Source organism: Vibrio sp. Vb2960 (assembly GCF_033337665.1).
Classification (GTDB): Bacteria; Pseudomonadota; Gammaproteobacteria; order Enterobacterales; family Vibrionaceae; genus Vibrio; species Vibrio alginolyticus.
The window spans coordinates 220178-240714 of sequence record NZ_JAWORD010000003.1 but is presented as its reverse complement, the minus strand read 5'-3'; the positions used below and the strand labels follow the sequence as shown (position 1 = coordinate 240714).

The 20537-nt window shown below is 49.3% G+C and carries 1 protein-coding gene; it reads right to left on the bottom strand.

Features of this window, described 5'->3' with window-relative positions:
• Positions 1-119 precede the first annotated feature (119 nt).
• On the bottom strand, positions 120-20519 hold the full coding sequence (locus R7O03_RS04335; RefSeq protein WP_318131536.1) for a tandem-95 repeat protein: 20400 nt from the start codon (positions 20517-20519) through the stop codon (positions 120-122).
• Positions 20520-20537: the final 18 nt, after the last annotated feature.

Below are 20537 nucleotides of genomic sequence, written 5' to 3'. Positions count from 1 at the left end.
TTCAATTTCCAAGTTTTTTCTAGAGCTCATAGAAAGAAGACCAACAAAAAAGCCATGCAAAGTAGGCTCTGCATGGCTTTGGTTCGGGAAGCAATGACACTGCCCTCGTCTAGGACTGGTTACATTGAGCTTTGATCGAAATCGTTGCCTTGGTCAGTACCTGTTTGAGTATCCGAGTCGAAGCTGCCAGAGTCATCCGTGAAGTCAACACCTTGATCTTGACCTCCTGCACTTGTCCAGTCGCTGCCGCCAGATTCCATACCCGCCATATCTGGTTGCTGATCTTGAGCAGAACCTTGCATGGTGTATTGATCATCGACTTCAACTTCAACTGTGCCACTCGCACCTTCTACTGCGCTGCCCAATTCGTCGTAACCTTGGAATTGGATTTCGCTCGTACCTTCGTAACCTTCTGGTAGGTCAACCGATACTGGTTGGTTCAGGTTGCCACTTAATGTGAAGCTGCCATCGCCATTATCCAGTGCGTTGCTTACCGATGCGCCATCAGGTAGACCGGACATTTCTGCATAATCCACCGATTCGTTACCGCTGACCTCATCTGGAACCGAGATAGAAATGGTATCGCCTGGTGCTGCAGTCACATCAGCTGCGCTCTCCTCTTCACTGTCTGCACCGTTTGCTGCTTGCTCTTCAGGCTGTTGCGCTTCGCCAACTTGCTGCTCTGCTGATGCTTGAGCAGTTTGGATTTGTGGCTCGTCGCTTTGCGCTGAATCGTCCGCAACTTGGATGCTCAGATTCTGAGTCGATACTTCACCATTGTCGTTGACCTGAACATCCATAGCCAAATTGCCATCGAAGTCATCGTTCGGCCAGTATGTCCACTCTTCACCACCTGATTTCGCAAAGAAACCAGCATCGTTTGCATCGGCGACATCCAACACTTCTGCTGAAGGGCTAATGCCAAGTTCATCAATCAACTGTGCTTCCGTTAGTGTTAGTGAACCATCATCAGCCAGTGCGTAGCCTTCGCTGGTAGTGGTTTCACCTTCACCTTGGATGTCGACATTAAAGAAGCTCTCAATGCGGTTTTCACCGTCAGTTGCAATGAAGCCAACTTGAACATCTCCGGTGTAGCCTTCTGCTGGTGTGAATTGGTAGTTACCTTGGTTATCGGTCTCTATCACACCTTGACCTTCCATTAGGCTCACTGACTCAATGCTCAAGCTGTCGCCTTCTGCATCGCTCAAGGTCGACAGCATGTCATCATTGGTGAACGACAAGGTGCCATCCGCTGCCATTTCTGTGGTAGAAATGCTGTCGATTTCTGGAGAAGCATTCTCTTGTGGTGCGTCTTCTTTCACGACCACACCCGTTTGCTCATCATGAAGCACACCGTCTTTATCAATCACGTAAGCGATATCCGCTTCACCAGTAAAGCCTGGTGCTGGATTGAATGTCCATGTGCCATCACCGTTATCGACAATCTCACCTTGGCTGCGGTCAGCTAGGTGAACAAATTTCACTTCATCACCCGCGTCAGCGTCTACGTTTTCTGCCAATCCGATTAGGTCATCAGCGGTTAGGATAACGGGCTCACCCGCTAGGGTTTCGAAGTCACCTGAATCGATGCCATCTTCGAACTCTTCTGGCTCGTCACCATAATCCACCGTTGTTGCGGTCACGGTTACGAAGAACTCGCCATTAAAGTCAGCCGGAGGCGTCATTTGCAGGTCTGAAATATCCCACTCGTTCAAGTCGATGTATTGACCCGGTTCCGTAATGGTAATGGTGTTCACACCATCCGTAACTTCGAAGCCAACAGGGAAACCAGTCATCACTAGGTTACTCAGTGTTTCTGAATCGTCGATCAGACCAACATTCAAGCCTAGGTGACCCGTTTCGTCCTCACCGAAGACTAACGGACCATCATGGTCGGTTGTGATGACCGCGCCATCCGCAACAGGGCGAACAAACACTGGTACATCAAGTACTGTTTCAAACTCACCGTCACTTACCACAACTTGCAAGTCAGAAACCCCTGCAAAATCGCCAGTCGGTGTGAACGTCCAAGTACCGTCACCGTTGTCTGTTACCTCACCACCATCTTCACCTTCTGCGGTGATAATGCGTGATACGACTAGGTTTTCAGTGTCAATGTCGCCGAACAAGTTCATCAGGTCGCCAGCGTCGAAGGTGAATGCGCCATCCTCGTCGGTTGCCATAAAGGCATTACCCACATTGAATGGAGCATCGTTGACTGGAATGACATCCACATTCAACGAGCCTTCAACCACTTCTTCACCATCCGTCGCGGTGTAGCCCAGTTCCACCAAACCATTGAAGTCTTGAGTGGTTACCAAGTGGTACATACCATCTGGTTGCTGGGTTAATGTCGCGTTTGCAGGCGCACGAACCGTGATGCTTTCTACGCTGATTTCGTCACCATCAAGATCCGTAACTTGATCAGCGATGTAAGCAGGGTCAATCACCATGACCACATCTTCTTCGCCTTGCATCTGGATGGTTGGCGCTTCTGGTGCATCGTTAACCGCTTCGATGTTTAGATTGCCTTCAACCGGCGTCACTAAATCACCATCGCTGACACCGAACGACATTGGCACATCACCATTGAAGTTCTCAGCCGGAGTGAATGACCAAGTGCCATCACTGTTGTCTAGCAAGTCACCGTATTGCTCATCAATCACTAGGTCGACAGCAGACAGTTCGTCGTAGGTGTTGTCGATGTCTGTTGCATTAGCAAGCAACATGTCCTGCGTGATAAGAATGGTGGTATCTTCGGTGCCAGCAATATTCACTGGCGTTGATTGCGGCGCATCGTTAATTGGGTTCACCGTTAGGTCGACGCCCACTTCCACGCTCGCACCATCGTTATCAATCAAGTCGAAGCTTAGGTCGATATCGCCATTGAAGTTCGCATCAGGCGTAATCGTAAAGCTACCATCTTGGTTCTCAACAACGGTTGCATTGGCTACCGCGGTTAAGTTCACTGCTTCTAGATTATCGCTGTCTACGTCACCCGCTTGAGCCAGTAACTGCTCTTGACTCAATGTGATTGAACCGTCTTCATCGACACTGTAAGCCAAGTCGCCAGATACCGGAGCATCGTTGACTGGCAATACATCGATGTTCGCGTTGGTTGTCGCAGTTGCACCGTCTTCATCAGCCACTACTACGTCTAGGCTTACGCCACCATTGAAGTTTTCATTTGGCGCGAAGCTATAAGTGCCATCGTCATTCGCCGTTAGAATGCCATCGCTACCACTGTAAGAGACGCTTTTTAGGCTCACGTCACCTTCCACATCGCTTGATTGCGCTAGCAGTTGCTCTTCCGTGAAGATAATGACTTCGTCTTCATTGACAGAGTAACTTGTCGCACCTGCGATTGGTGGATCGTTCACCTCAAGAACGGTAATACCCGCAGTGGTTGAGTCTGTCGCACCCTCTTCATCGACAACTACAACGTCTAGGCTGACCTCGCCATTGAAGTTCTCGTTTGGAGAGAAGGTGTACGTACCATCGCCATTGTCTTGGAAGACGCCATCGTTGCCACTGTAACTCACGCTATCAACCGAAACATCGCCTTCAATATCTGACGAATTCGCTAGTAATTGCTCATCGCTGATGGTGATTGAGTTGTCTTCGTGTACGGTGTAAGACGTGCTACCTGCCACCGGTGGATCGTTCTCAGGCGTCACGCTTACATCGATATTCGCCGTCACGGTATCTGTGCCATCGGAAACATCGAAGGTAAAGTTTACGTCGCCATTGAAGTTTTCGTTCGGTGCGAAGCTGTATGTGCCATCGCCATTGTCAGTAAGAACACCGTCCGCGCCAGTGTATGTGACACCTTCTACCGATAGGTCATCGCCATCGATATCGGTTGCACCATCCAACAGGTCTTGATCAGTAAAGGTCAACACGCCATCTTCACCAATGGTGAACGCTTGATCTTCTGGCTGCGGTAAGTCATTAACTGGGTTAACCGTTAGGTCAGCCGTTGCAACGATAGTATCGCTGCCATCGTTGATATCGAACGTGATATCAATGTCGCCATTGAAGTTCGCGTCAGGCGTGATAGTAAAGCTACCATCGTCATTAGCCGTAACCGTCGCATCACCATCAACCACTAGGTTGGAAGCGGTTAGTGCATCAGCTTCTACATCCGATGCTTGAGCCAACAATTGTTCTTGGCTTAGCGTGATTGAGTTGTCTTCGTCGACACTGTAAGCCAAATCACCCGATACTGGAGCATCATTGATAGGCAGAACATCAATGTTTGCCGTCGTCGAAGCGGTCGCACCATCTTCGTCCACGACTACAACATCAAGATTCACTTCACCATTGAAGTTTTGATTTGGTGCAAAGCTGAACGTACCATCACCATTGTCGGTAAAGATACCTTCGCTGCCACTGTAGCTCACGCTATCTAGTGCTACCTCACCTTCAATATCGGAAGAGTTTGCCAACAACTGTTCTGCACTGATGGTGATGACTTCATCTTCATCAATGGTGTAACTGGTTGTGCCTGCGATTGGTGGATCGTTCACCTCAAGTACTGTAATACCTGCGGTAGTTGAATCCGTCGCGCCGTCCTCGTCAACCACTACAACATCAAGGCTAACATCGCCTGTAAAGTTTTCGTTTGGTGAGAAGGTGTAAGTACCATCGCCATTAATTTCTAGCACACCGTCGCTACCGCTGTAGCTCACGCTGCTGATCGCAACATCACCCTCGATATCAGACGAATTAGCCAGTAGTTGCTCATCACTAATGGTGATCGAGTTGTCTTCATGCACTGTGTAAGACGTGCTGCCCGCAACTGGTGGATCGTTCTCTGGCGTAACTGTTACATCGATATTTGCCGTCACGGTATCCGCGCCATCGGAAACATCGAAAGTGAAGTTCACATCGCCATTGAAGTTCTCATTCGGTGCGAAGCTGTAAGTGCCGTCACCATTGTCGGTGAGAACACCGTCTGCACCTGTGTAAGTCACGCCTTCAACTGTTAGGTTGTCACCTTCTACATCCGTCGCGCCTGTTAACAAGTCAGCATCGGTGAAGGTAAGAAGACCGTCCTCACCCACAGTGAACGCTTGATCTTGTGGCTCTGGTGCGTCATTGACTGGCGTTACCGTTAAGTCGAGACCAGCCGCAACCACTTCTTCGCCATCCGTGACATCGTAACTAAACTCAATGTCACCGTAGAAGTTCTCGCTCGGAGTAATGGTGAAGCTGCCATCCTCGTTCATTTCAACCGTTGCATTTTCATCATTGGTGCTCAGGTTGATTGCGCTTAGGTCGTCACCATCGATATCAACGGCATGCTCAAGTAACTGCTCTTGAGTTAGCGTAATGCTGTTGTCTTCGGCAGTTACCGCAGTGATATCACCCGTCACTTCTGGTGCATCATTGGTTGGCGAGATATGAATCGTCACATCTTGCGTCGCTGTCGCTGTGGTTCCGGTATCAACATCTGTAGAGGTTGCATTCACGGTTAGCGTCACATCGCCGTTGAAGTCCGCAGAAGGGATAAACTCTAGTCCTTCTAGCTCGCCTGGTTGTAGTGACCAAGTACCATCACCATTATCAACACCCGCTGATAATGCGCTGCCTTCTGGCACATCTTCAATCAAGATAGCGAGGTTTTCTGAGCCATCGGTATCGGTCAATGCTGCATCGATATCAAGCGGCACAGGTGTATCTTCGGTACCAATGATTTGGTAATCCGCATCCGCTACCGTGATTTCGATGTTGTCGATACCGAACGATTCATCCCAAACGTCTTGATTCAAGGTTGAGCCGAAGCCCAGTTGCAATTCACCATCCTCGACAGGAACCGTTAGGTTGATTTGGTGAGCTTGGTCATTCCAACCACTGAAGCCTTCACGTTGAGAGGCTCCGTGGATCACTTCACCCACTTCATTACCATCTGAGTCGTAAAGCGTTGTCGTACCATCTTGAGTACGGAACGCGGAGTTTTCCAAGGTGGTTAGCTGTTCACCGCCCACAAAGATTTGGAACGACTCGCCATCCCAAGAATCGATTTCGTAGAAGCTAAACGATATATTCACTTCATTAACATCACTTGGGATCTCGTAGGTTTTGCTGACCGCTTCATCACCGCCAGTGCCACCAATACGACCCAGCATGTCGCCCGTTTCGAAGCCTTGAGAGCTTTCAGTGTTCGCGTTCCAACCGTTCGAGCCAGACTCGAAGTTATCAGACGCAATCACCAAGTCCGAAGCAATCGAAAGCTCTGGCATATCAACAACAGATTGAACATCAATGTTCGCTTCTGCTGGTACGGTTGCGGTGCCATCGTTGACATCAAACGTTACGTTCACGTTGCCATCGAAGTTTTCATTCGGTGCGAAGGTGTACGTGCCGTCACCGTTATCAACCAAAGTACCGCTGTCAGAAGCAACGTTTTCTACGGTTAGGTTATCACCATCGATATCACCTGCATTTTGCAGCAGTTGCTCTTCGGTAAAGGTGAAGCTGGTGTCTTCTTGCGTGACGAACTGTGGCTGACCAACCGTTGGCAAGTCATTCACTGGGTTCACAGTCAGATCGGCAGTCGCTTGAATGGTTGCATCGCCGTCCGTAATGTCGAAGCTCAGATCAATGTCGCCATTGAAGTCTGCATCCGGTGTGATTGTGAAGCTGCCGTCATCGTTCGCAACAACGGTCGCATTGCCGTCAACAGTGAGGTTCGCCGCGGTTAGGTCATCGCCATCTACGTCGCCTGCTTGTGCAAGAAGCTGCTCTTGGCTGAGAGTGATAGAACCATCTTCATCCACGCTGTAAGCCAAATCACCTGATACTGGAGCATCATTGATTGGCAATACATCGATGCTTGCATTGGTTGACGCAGTTGCACCGTCTTCATCAACAACGACAACATCAAGACTGACGTCACCGTTGAAGTTAGCGTTTGGTGCGAAGCTGAATGTACCGTCGCCGTTGTCAGTAAAGATACCGTCGGAGCCGCTGTAGCTTACGCTATCAATCGCGACGTCACCCTCAACGTCAGAAGCATTCGCCAATAGCTGCTCAGAGCTAATGGTGATGACTTCGTCTTCGTTGACTGAGTAGCTAGTTGCGCCTGCAATTGGTGGATCGTTAACCTCAAGTACCGTGATACCTGCCGTGGTTGAATCCGTAGCACCGTCTTCGTCTACCACAACAACATCTAGGCTGACTTCACCATTGAAGTTCTCGTTTGGCGAGAAGGTGTAAGTGCCGTCACCATTGTCTTGGAACACGCCATCTGCGCCACTGTAGCTCACGCTATCAACCGAAACATCGCCTTCAATATCCGATGAGTTCGCTAGTAATTGCTCATCGCTGATGGTGATTGAGTTGTCTTCATGCACCGTGTAAGACGTGCTGCCTGCCACTGGTGGATCGTTCTCTGGCGTCACGCTTACGTCGATATTTGCGGTCACGGTATCCGTGCCGTCAGAAACATCGAAGGTAAAGTTCACGTCGCCATTGAAGTTCTCGTTTGGCGCGAAGCTGTAAGTGCCATCACCATTGTCGGTTAGGACACCATCTGCACCAGTGTAGCTCACACCTTCTACCGAAAGATTATCGCCATCGATATCCGTTGCACCATCAAGCAGATCTTCATCAGTGAACAGCAAGACGCCATCTTCACCAATGGTGAACGCTTGATCTTCTGGCTGTGGTAGGTCATTAACTGGGTTAACCGTTAGGTCAGCCGTTGCAACAATAGTGTCGGTGCCATCGTTGATGTCGAACGTGATATCAATGTCACCATTGAAGTTCGCATCAGGCGTAATGGTAAAGCTGCCATCATCATTTGCCGTAACCGTTGCATCACCGTCAACCACTAGGTTAGTCGCGGTTAGCGCGTCGCCTTCTACATCCGATGCTTGAGCAAGAAGCTGCTCTTGGCTTAGCGTAATTGAATTGTCTTCATCGACACTGTAAGCCAAGTTGCCCGATACTGGCGCATCGTTGATTGGCAATACATCGATGTTTGCGTTAGTTGCCGCAGTTGCACCGTCTTCATCAACAACCACAACATCTAGGCTCACATCGCCATCAAAGTTGGCGTTTGGTGCGAAGCTGAATGTACCGTCACCGTTATCGGTAAAGATACCGTCGGAGCCGCTGTAGCTTACGCTATCAATCGCGACGTCACCTTCAACGTCAGAAGCATTCGCCAATAGCTGCTCAGAGCTAATGGTGATGACTTCGTCTTCATTAACTGAGTAGCTGGTCGCGCCTGCGATTGGTGGATCGTTCACCTCAAGTACCGTAATACCTGCGGTGGTTGAATCCGTCGCACCGTCTTCATCGACAACCACAACGTCAAGGCTCACTTCACCATTGAAGTTCTCGTTTGGCGAGAAGGTGTAAGTGCCGTCACCATTGTCTTGGAACACGCCATCTGCGCCGCTGTAGCTGACACTATCAATCGCGACTTCGCCTTCGACGTCAGATGAGTTAGCTAATAACTGCTCGTTACTGATGGTGATCGAATTGTCTTCATGCACCGTGTAAGACGTGCTGCCTGCTACCGGTGGATCGTTCTCTGGCGTCACGCTTACGTCGATGTTTGCGGTCACGGTATCCGTGCCATCAGAAACATCGAAGGTAAAGTTCACCTCTCCATTGAAGTTTTCGTTTGGAGCGAAGCTGTATGTGCCATCGCCATTGTCAGTTAGGACACCGTCCGCGCCAGTGTAAGTGACGCCCTCTACCGATAGGTCATCGCCATCGATGTCCGTTGCGCCATCAAGCAGATCTTGGTCAGTGAAGGTCAACACGCCATCTTCACCAATGGCGAACGCTTGATCTTCCGGCTGCGGCAAGTCATTAACTGGGTTAACGGTTAGGTCCGCCGTTGCAACAATAGTATCGCTGCCGTCGTTGATATCGAACGTGATATCAATGTCGCCATTAAAGTTCGCATCTGGCGTGATAGTGAAGCTACCATCGTCGTTTGCCGTAACCGTTGCATCGCCATCAACCACTAGATTAGATGCGGTTAATGCGTCACCTTCTACATCCGATGCTTGAGCAAGTAGCTGCTCTTGGCTCAACGTGATTGAGTTGTCTTCGTCGACGCTGTACGCCAAGTTACCCGATACAGGTGCGTCATTGATTGGTAAGACATCGACTGTGATGTAAGTATCGACCTCTGCGCCGTCTTCATCACGAATGGTCACATCCAACTGCACTTGACCATTGAAGTTTTCATTCGGTGCAAAGCTACAAGTACCATCGCCGTTTACTGAGAAGATACCATCTGGACCGTCGTAGCTGATGCCTACTAGCTCAACATCTCCTTCAACATCCGAAGCATTCAGTAGCACTTGAGATTCACTGAAGGTTAGAACTTGGTCTTCATCGATAGTGTATGCGGTAGGACCTGCGATTGGTGGGTCATTTACCTCAATCACAGTAATGCCTGCAGTGGTCGAGTCCGTTGCACCATCTTCATCGACAACGACAACATCTAGGCTCACCTCGCCGCTGAAATTTTCGTTTGGTGAGAAGGTGTACGTACCATCACCGTTGATTTCCAGCACGCCATCGTTACCGCTGTAGCTCACGCTATCAATCGCCACTTCGCCTTCTATATCAGACGAGTTAGCCAACAGCTGTTCGTTACTAATGGTAATCGAATTGTCTTCATGAACGGTGTAAGCCGTGCTGCCTGCAACCGGTGGATCGTTCTCTGGTGTGACTGTCACATCGATATTCGCGGTCACGGTATCCGTGCCGTCAGAAACATCGAAGGTAAAATTCACGTCACCATTGAAGTTCTCGTTTGGCGCGAAGCTGTAAGTGCCATCGCCATTGTCAGTTAGGACACCATCTGCGCCTGTGTAAGTGACGCCCTCTACCGATAGATCATCGCCATCAATATCCGTTGCGCCATCAAGCAGATCTTGGTCAGCGAAGGTCAACACACCATCTTCACCAATAGTGAACGCTTGATCTTCTGGCTGCGGCAAGTCATTAACTGGGTTAACCGTTAGGTCCGCCGTTGCAACGATAGTATCGCTGCCATCGTTGATATCGAACGTGATATCAATGTCGCCATTGAAATTCGCATCTGGCGTGATAGTGAAGCTACCATCGTCGTTTGCCGTAACCGTTGCATCACCGTCAACCACTAGATTAGATGCGGTTAGCGCGTCGCCTTCTACATCCGATGCTTGAGCAAGAAGCTGCTCTTGGCTAAGCGTAATTGAATTGTCTTCATCGACACTGTAAGCCAAGTTGCCCGATACTGGCGCATCGTTGATTGGCAATACATCAATGTTTGCATTGGTTGCTACCGTTGCACCATCTTCATCGGTCACGACCACATCAAGGCTGACATCACCGTTGAAGTTTTCGTTTGGTGCGAAGCTGAATGTGCCATCGCCGTTATCAGTAAAGATACCGTCGGAGCCACTGTAGCTGACGCTATCAATCGCAACTTCACCTTCAACATCAGAAGCGTTCGCCAATAGCTGCTCAGAGCTAATGGTGATGACTTCGTCTTCGTTCACTGAGTAGCTGGTCGCGCCTGCGATTGGTGGATCGTTCACCTCAAGTACTGTAATACCTGCGGTAGTTGAATCCGTCGCACCGTCTTCATCGACAACGACAACATCTAGGCTCACCTCGCCACTGAAGTTCTCGTTTGGTGAGAAGGTGTACGTACCGTCACCATTGTCTTGGAACACACCATCTGTGCCGCTGTAGCTCACGCTATCAATCGCCACTTCGCCTTCTATATCAGACGAGTTAGCCAACAGCTGTTCGTTACTAATGGTAATCGAATTGTCTTCACGAACGGTGTAAGCCGTGCTGCCTGCCACCGGAGGATCGTTCTCTGGTGTGACTGTCACATCGATATTCGCAGTCACGGTATCCGTGCCATCGGAAACATCGAAAGTGAAGTTCACGTCGCCATTGAAGTTCTCATTCGGTGCGAAGCTATATGTGCCATCGCCATTGTCAGTAAGAACACCGTCTGCGCCTGTGTAAGTGACGCCCTCAACAGATAAGTCATCCCCTTCAATATCGGTAGCGCCTGTTAGGAGATCCGCATCAGTAAAGGTCAGCACACCATCTTCACCAATGGTGAACGCTTGATCTTGTGGTTCAGGCGCATCGTTAACTGGTGACACCAATAACTCAAGGTTGGTTGAGACAACATCATCGCCGTCAGACACATCGAACGTAAAGGTGATGTCACCATTAAAGTCCGCATCTGGCGTTAAGGTGTAAGTACCGTCACCATTGTCTGTGATGGTGATGTTGTCATCATCCGTTGCCAAGTTCAGTGCTGTCAGTTGGTCTCCATCCAAGTCACGCGCATTAGCGAGCAAATCTTCTTGCGTGATTAGGATTGAACCATCTTCTTCAACCACAGCAGAAACAGGCAATGCTTCAGGCGTATGTTCAATGTGAGCACCCGTTGCATTGACGTAGATGGTTTGAGAAACGGTTTCAGAATCATTATTTGATAGCTCTGTCGCCGTTGCCGTTACATTGATTTCTAGCTGTTGGTTAAAGTCTTCTGGCAATTGAATCTGTAGCTCTTGTTCAATTGCTGTGGTTGGAAGCGTTACAGAACCATCTGGACCGACTGTTACTTCACCGCTGTAGATCTGGCTGTTCACTTCACCTACATCAATGGTGAAGTTGAAGTCACTATAATCGGCATCGCCGCCACCGTAGAGATCTTCAAAGCCGTAAACCAGTTCACCGTCTTCGTTCACAGTAGTTCGAGTATGTTCAATGCCATCTTGGTTGAGCTCTGAGCTTGTGCCGCCATGGAAGACTGCATCACCAAATTGGCTTTGAATCACGGTTTCAGAACCATCAGCACCCACAAACACGAGTTGTGGGTCGACCGTATCCATGTTCGCAGGAGAGCCATCTGCCGCACGGAACTCATACTGACCATCTTGCATGGACGCAAAGTCATTGAAGTTATGACCGTTAGGAATCAAGAATAGGTTGAAGCTTTCCCCTTCCGAGATTTGGAAGCTGAACTGATCTTGTCCCGGAATGAGGTCACCGCCTCCGCCAACTTGAGAGGCGTTTTCGTACACCACTTCAACGCCCGTGATATTGCCGTCTTCATCAACTTTGTAATAGCCAGCTGCGTTTTGGTAACCCGCGGTTTCACCTTCAAAGGTAACCGTGATTTCAGTATCGTTAAAACTGGTGATACCGTTGTCTTGATCGTTAAGTACCCCTTCGTTGTCGTAGCTGATCACCGAACCTTCTGGGACACCATCCACGGTCACAGTCAGCGTTTCTGACAAGTCTTGGTCAACCAATGCAGCGGCGATGTTCACTTCAACAATACCGCCTGGCTCAACCAAGATTGCTTGATCATCCACGTTTCGACCATCGCCATCAGTGATGACTAGGTCTGGCGCATCTGCCACGGCTTCGATATGGACATTAATGTCTTGCTCAACTTCATCAGTGCCGTCAGAAACCGTAAAGCTGAACTGCAAGTCACCACTGAAGTGCTCTTCTGGTACGAAGCTAAATGTACCGTCACCGTTGTCCGTTACAGTACCTTCATCACCCGAGTAGTTAATGCTGGTAACGGTGAGGTCATCACCGTCAATATCAATCGCGCCACTTAGAAGATCTTCTTGCGTGAACAGGATGCTGCCATCCTCTTCAATGTGGTACATGCCAGGCGCAACAATTGGAATGTCATTGACTGGGTTCACCGTCAATGTCATTTCATTGGCAACACTCAATTCGCCGTCGCTTACTTCATAAGTAAACTCTATGTCTCCATTGAAGTGCTGTGAAGGCGTAACGGTAAAGGTGCCGTCGCCGTTATCCACGATAGAGGCATTCGGATCATTGGTTTCTAGCGCCGTTGCGTATAGGTCATCACCATCTTGATCGCTGGCGTTTTCAAGTAGCATTTCTTGTGTCACGAGGATAGATCCATCCTCGTCCACGTCTGCCACGATTGGTGCTGCTTCTGGTGCGTCGTTGACGAACTCAACTTTCAAGTCGATGTTTGCCGCCACCACATCGGTGCCATCACTCACATCAAACGTGAGGTCAACATTACCAAAGAAGCCCTGCTCTGGCGTTAACGTGTAAGTGCCATCGCCATTGTCTGTCACTTGAACCGTGTCGCTTAAGCTCGTCACGTTCACAACAGATAAGTCATCGCCTTCGATGTCCGTTGCTTGAGCCAGCAACTCTGCTTCAGTAATCGTGATAGCTTCGCCGTCTTCTGTGGTGAAGGACAAATCAGGCACATCTGGCAGGTCGTTCACTGGGTTAACGGTGAGGTTTAGATCCGCGGCGACGGTTTCGATCGCGTCAGTTACGTCATAAGTAAATTCGATTTCACCAAAGAAGTTTTCGCTCGGTGTAATCGTGAAGCTACCATCAGCGTTCTCAACGATGGTTGCATTAGGATCGTTGGTCGACAGGTTCACCGCTTCAAGGTTGTCACCATCCACGTCCGTCGCGTTCGCTAACAAGTCTTCTTGAGTGATGGTAATTGAGCCATCTTCATCGACGACCGCATCAACCGGGCCGCTGACCTCTGGACCTTCGTTGACGATCTCAACATCGATCTTCGCAGTGCTTGGGGCACTTGCTTGACCATCGCTGATGTCGAAGGTCAAGTTCACTTCACCGTAGAAGTTCGAAGTTGGCTCGAAGGTAAAGGTGTTGTCGCCGTTATCTGTCAACGTACCTTGTGACTGGTCAACAAGCAGCAGATTCTCGATATGCAGAATGTCGCCATCCACATCAGTCGCACCTGATAACAGGTCTTTTGCTTCGATGATGATGGTGCCGTTTTCTAGCATTTGAGTATGCAGCGGTGCACCAGGAACTGGCACATCGTTGACAGGAATAACGGTCAGATCTAGATGGGTATCGACTTCATCGGTGCCATCGAAGACTTTGTAGTCAATGTCGACTTCACCATTGAAGTTTTCATTCGGCATAAAGGTGTAAGTGCCGTCGCCATTGTCGACAAGCTCACCGTTATCACCGCTGTAAGAGATATCAGAGATAGACAGCGCATCGCCTTCTACATCACTTGCATTCGCAAGCAGGTCGTCCGCGCTAAACGTAATGCCCACATCCTCATCAGTCGACAATACAATCGGACCAGAAACGATTGGCGCATCGTTTACTGCTTCGAAGTTGATGTTGATGATGTTGTCGTCAGTGAGTTCACCATCCGTAACTTGGTAGCCAAGCTCAATCTCACCGTAGAAGTTCTCATCTGGTGTGACTGTCCACGTACCATCGCCGTTGTCGGTTAACGTAGCGTGCTCCGCGTTATCCCCCACCAGCTCTAGGTTTTGAATATCAAGAACGTCACTATCGATATCACTCGCTTGTGCAAGAAGCTGCTCTTCTGTGATTACCACAGAGGCAAACTGCGTAGAACCTTCGGTATCGATGGTCACATTTGGTAGATCAGCGGTCAGTTCGATTTCACTGTCACCTTCACGGATATTCAGCTCTACCGTTTCCGTAATTTCCGTGCCGTCCACGCCAATAGATGTGAACACCGCTTCATCATGACAAGTTTGCGATACCGTCATGTTTTGAACCACGTAAGTACCGTTACCTTGAATCGTACCTAGCTCAAAGTAAGATACCGGCTCGTTCACCGTTAGGGTGTAATCCGTCTCATAGCTACCACGATCTTCTTTGTGGTAAGTCATCGAGTCGATCAAGTCACCATCAGAGTTGAATGCGCGAATTTCGACTTCGGTAAAGTGGCGAGACTCTTCCATAAACCAGCCGCCTAGACCATCTAGGTGGAAGCTGATTTCGTTGATGTCTTGACCTTCAACGGTCACAGTCAGTTTTTCATCACCACTCAAGCCTTGACGGTCAGTATCACCAATACCGTGACCGATGTGTGTTTTACCATTCCACGCACCGAGTGGGTCATCATTACTTTGAACAGTAACTTTCAAATCGCCATCAACAAACTCACGTGTGTAAGGGTCAACAGCAGTACCCCAATCATCGAGGCTAGCGTTGTCGTCAAAGGTACCAATTTGACTCGTATGCGTACCGTTCGCCAATGCATCATCATTTGGAATGAAGCGCACTTCCGTGTCTGCAGGAACCTCCTGCCCGACTTCTAGCTGTACCCATTCGTCATTTAGATTTGCTTCAATGATGCCGTTTTCAGGGGCTTGGTCGAGACGTAACGCAGGCTCTTCACGCAGAGAAACACCCACTGTTTGGTCTTCTTCTGCTTGAATAAAGATCTCGTCGCCCGCTTCTGGCGCATCGTTGACAGGATTAACGGTCAGATCCAACGTGGTCAGAACATCATTTTCGCCATCGCTGATGTTGTAAGTGAAGTCCAACTCACCATTGAAGTTTTCCGTATGCGTAATCGTGAATGAACCATCATCGTTGGCTACGATCGTCGCATCTGGGTCATTGGTTTGTAGATTGCTGGCAACAAGGTCATCACCTTCAATGTCTGTCGCATTCGCAAGCAATTGTTCTTGCGTGATGGTGATGGCGTTATCTTCATCCACTTCAGCTTGAATGCCTGATGTTTCAGGTGCGTCGTTCACCGCGATAACATCGATGCCTGCGGTTGTCGTATCCGTTGCACCATCTTGGTCGATGACCGTAACGTCGAGCGAAATATTACCGTCAAAGTTCTCATTTGGCGTAAAGGTATATGTGCCATCGCCGTTGTCCACGAAGCTACCGTCGTTACCAGAGTAGCTAACATTCGCCAAGGCTACATCGCCTTCCACATCAGAAGAGTTGGCTAACAACTGCTCGTCACTAATGGTGATTTGACCGTCTTCTTGAACCGTGTAAGACGTAGAACCTGCCACCGGCGGATCGTTCACTGGAGTCACGCTGACATCAATGAATGCAGGTGTTGAACCTGTGCCGTCAGACACATCGAATGTGAACTGAACATCACCGTTGAAGTTCTCATTCGGCGCGAAGCTGTAAGTGCCATCACCATTATCGGTAAGCACGCCGTCCGCACCTGTGTAGAGAACATTTTCGATAGACAGATCATCGCCGTCAATATCCGATGCGCCTTCCAATAGGTCTGCATCCGTGAAAAGCAAGGTGCCGTCTTCTTCTACCGTGAACTGTTGATCTTGCGCTTGTGGCAAGTCATTCACAGGATTAACCGTAATATCCAGACCAACTTGTACCGAGCCGCCATCGTTATCAATGAGATCGAAGGTCAGATCTAGGTCACCGTTGTAGTTTTCATCCGGTGTGATGGTGTAGCTGCCATCATCGTTGTATTGAATCGTCGCGTTGTCATCTGTCGATAGATTGATGGCTTCAAGGTTCTCGCTATCAATATCGCCCGCTTTGGCAAGCAGCTGCTCTTGGCTTAGCGTGATTGAGCTGTCTTCGTTGATGGTGTAAGCCAAATCACCCGATACTGGTGGATCGTTGATTGGCAATACGTCGACATTGATGTGCGTATCAACGGTTGCCCCATTTTCATCTTGAATGGTCACATCCAACTGAACTTGACCATTGAAGTTCTCGTTTGGTGCAAAGCTGCAAGTACCATCACCATTGACGGTAAAGATACCATCCGAGCCTTCATAGCTGATGCCAACAAGCTCTACATCGCCCTCAATATCAGATGCGTTGGCAAGAATTTGTGACTCACTGAATGTCAGTACTGAATCTTCATCAATCGTGTAAGACGTTGGACCGGCAACTGGAGGATCATTCACTTCAATGACGGTAATGCCTGCAGTCGTTTCGTCAATCGCACCTTGCTCATCCGCCACAATCACATCAAGGCTGATATCACCGCTGAAGTTCTCATTCGGCATGAAGGTGTAAGTGCCGTCACCGTTGTCTTGGAATACGCCATCGGTGCCTGAATAGGTCACGCTATCGATGGACACTGCGCCTTCCACATCCGAAGAGTTAGCCAGAAGCTGCTCGTCGGAAATGGTAATCGCGTTGTCTTCATCAACCATGTAAGACGTTGCACCCGCAACCGGAGGATCGTTGACTGGAGTGACGCTCACGTCCACATTTGCTGGTACGGTCTCAGTGCCGTCAGAAATACCAAAGCTAAAGCTGACATCACCGTTGAAGTTTTCGTTTGGTGCAAAGGTGTAAGTACCATCACCGTGGTCAGTCAGCACACCATCGCTGCCTGTGTAGCTAATGCCATCAACCGTTAAGTTATCGCCATCGATGTCGGTCGCGCCAGCAAGCAAGTCTGCGTCAGTAAACTGAAGCGTGCCGTCTTCTTCAACACTAAACTGCTGGTCTTGAGGAACAGGAAGATCGTTAACCGGATTAACCGTTAGATCCGCCGTTGCTTGGATAGTGTCTGTGCCGTCCGTAATGTTGAATTGGATATCAATGTCACCATTAAAGTCCGCATCTGGCGTAATCGTGAAGCTGCCATCGTCGTTCGCTGTGACGGTTGCGTTTCCATCTACAGTCAAATCGCTAGCAGTCAGACCATCTCCCTCAATATCAGACGCTTGAGAAAGAAGCTGTTCTTGGCTGAGTGTAATCGCACCGTCTTCATTAACGCTGTAAGCCAAACCACCCGATACTGGCGCATCATTGATTGGCAATACATTCACATTAATGACGGTATCAACTTCTGCTCCATCTTCATCTCGAATGGTCACATCAAGTTGAACTTGCCCGTTAAAGTTCTCGTTTGGCGCGAAGCTGCACGTGCCATCATCGTTAACGGTGAAAATGCCATCCGGACCATCGTAACTAATGCCAACAAGCTCTACATCGCCTTCCACATCAGAGGCATTCAGCAGCACTTGCGATTCACTGAAGGTCAGAACTGAATCTTCATCAATGGTGTAAGAAGTTGGTCCTGCGACTGGTGGATCGTTCACTTCCAGCACCGTAATGCCAGCAGTGGTGGCATCCGTTGCGCCTTCTTCATCAGCGACGACAACATCAAGCGTCACTTCACCATTAAAGTTTTCATTTGGAGAGAAGTTGTACGTACCGTCACCATTGATTTGCAACACACCATCGCTGCCAGAGTAGCTCACGCTATCTATCGAGACATCCCCTTCTAAATCCGAAGAGTTTGCCAACAGCTGCGCGTCAGAAATGGTAATAGAGTTGTCTTCGTGAACCGTGTAAGACGTTGAGCCTGCCACCGGAGGATCATTCACCGGCGTGACGCTCACATCTACATTCGCTGAAACCGTATCTGTGCCATCAGATACGTCGAAACTGAAGTTTACATCGCCATTGAAGTTCTCATTTGGCGCAAAGCTATACGTGCCATCGCCATTGTCAGTTAGAACGCCATCGGTGCCTTCATAGCTGATTCCCGTTACAGAAAGGTCATCGCCTTCAATGTCGGTCGCACCAGCAAGCAGATCCGCATCAGTAAATTGCAGCGTGCCGTCCTCTTCCACACTGAATTGTTGGTCTTGAGGAACCGGCAGATCGTTGATTGGATTAACGGTTAGATCAGCGGTTGCTTGAACGGTGTTCGTGCCATCGGAAATATCGAAGCTGATGTCGATATCACCATTGAAATCTGCATCTGGCGTGATAGTGAAGCTGCCATCGTCGTTTTGAGTCACCGTCGCATTGCCATCTACCGAAAGGTTAGAAGCCGTCAGTGCATCGCCTTCCACGTCAGAAGCTTGCGACAACAACTGCTCTTGGCTTAAACGAATCGAGCCATCTTCGTCCACCGAGTAAGCAAGATTGCCAGACACTGGCGCATCATCGACTGGTGTGACGCTTACATCAATGTTGGCAGAAACCGTATCTGTGCCATCGGATACATCAAAGCTGAAGTTCACATCACCATTGAAATTTTCATTTGGCGCAAAAGTGTAAGTCCCATTGCCGTTGTCGGTCAGGATGCCATCGCTACCGTCGTAGCTCACACCTTCAACGGTTAGGTTATCGCCTTCAATATCCGTTGCGCCAGTAAGCAGGTCTGCGTCCGTAAAGATCAGCGTGCCATCTTCTTCCACGCTGAACTGCTGGTCTTGAGGAACCGGCAAATCGTTTATTGGGTTAACGGTTAGATCAGCGGTTGCTTGAACGGTGTTCGTGCCATCGGAAATATCGAAGCTGATGTCGATATCACCGTTGAAATCTGCGTCCGGCGTGATAGTGAAGCTACCATCGTCGTTTTGAGTCACCGTCGCGTTGCCATCTACCGAAAGATTAGATGCCGTCAGTGCATCGCCTTCCACATCGGAAGCTTGCGACAACAACTGCTCTTGGCTCAAACGAATCGAGCCATCTTCATCCACCGAGTATGCAAGATTGCCAGATACTGGTGCATCGTCGACTGGCGTAACGCTTACATCAATGTTGGCAGAAACCGTATCCGTGCCGTCGGACACATCAAAGCTAAAGTTCACATCGCCATTGAAGTTTTCATTTGGCGCAAAAGTGTAAGTCCCATTACCGTTGTCGGTCAGGATGCCGTCGCCACCGTCGTAGCTTACGCCCTCAACTGTTAGGTTATCGCCTTCAATATCCGTTGCACCAGCAAGCAGGTCAGCATCGGTGAAGATCAGCGTGCCGTCTTCTTCCACCTCAAAGGTTTTATCTTCCGGCACTGGTGCGTCATTGATTGGACGAACAGTTAAATCAATCGAGCTAGAAATGGTTTCTTGACCATCACTGATATCAAACGTTAAGCCGAGTTCACCATTAAAATCAGTATCAGGTGTGACGGTATAAGTGCCATCACCATTATCCACAACCGATGCATTAGCACCCACTTGCACGTTGAATGCGGCAAGATCATCGCCATCAACATCACTCGCGTACCCGAGAAGTTGTTCTTGAGTGAAGGTAATAGTGCCATCTTCATCCATGATGTATGCCAGATCTTGCCCTACTTCTGGCGCGTCATTTTCACCTTCGACTTTAATTTGGAACGTCTCGCTCGTAGTTTCGGAGTCGAAATCGTCTTCTACTTGCGTCGTGGTTTCTTCGCTGGTGTCTTGTACATCCACCGCGAAGCTCTCTTCAGTGGTTTCTGAATCTAGCTCGTCACCACCTTGAGAACCTTCAGAGTCTGAAGAAGCACTTGGCGCAGATGAAGTTTGTACCGCTTGTCCTTGCGCTTCATTGCCTTCTGCGTCCGAACCACCTTCAGAGCCAGAGGCATCACCACCACCGACCGCTTGGGCACCCGCCCCAGAATCCGAACCACCGCTGCCCAGAGCCTCGTCACCTGATTCTCCGCTAGAAGCTACACTATCAACAACATTGGATTGTGCAGCGTCAGAGTCGCTGCTACTTTCAGTATCCTCTTCTTGAACTGCGCCACCCGAGCTCACTGCTTCTTCTTCCGTACCCGCGCCACTAGGATTTTCTTCCATCGCACGATTGGCTTCATCAACAGCATCTGCACTTTCAGCACCGGTCGCTACAGTCGAAGAGACGGTCGACTGCTGTTTTTCTTCTTTTGTCCCCGTATCCTTCGTTTCTGTTTGCTCTACCGCATCGTTAAGCTTTTCATTGTCTTTTTCTTGATTAGTGTCGCCTGCCATTACAGCCTCCGTTGCTTT

Excerpts from the sequence above, each read along its gene's own strand:
- R7O03_RS04335 (WP_318131536.1), bottom strand. The coding sequence starts at position 20,519 with ATGGCAGGCGACACTAATCAAGAAAAAGACAATGAAAAGCTTAACGAT.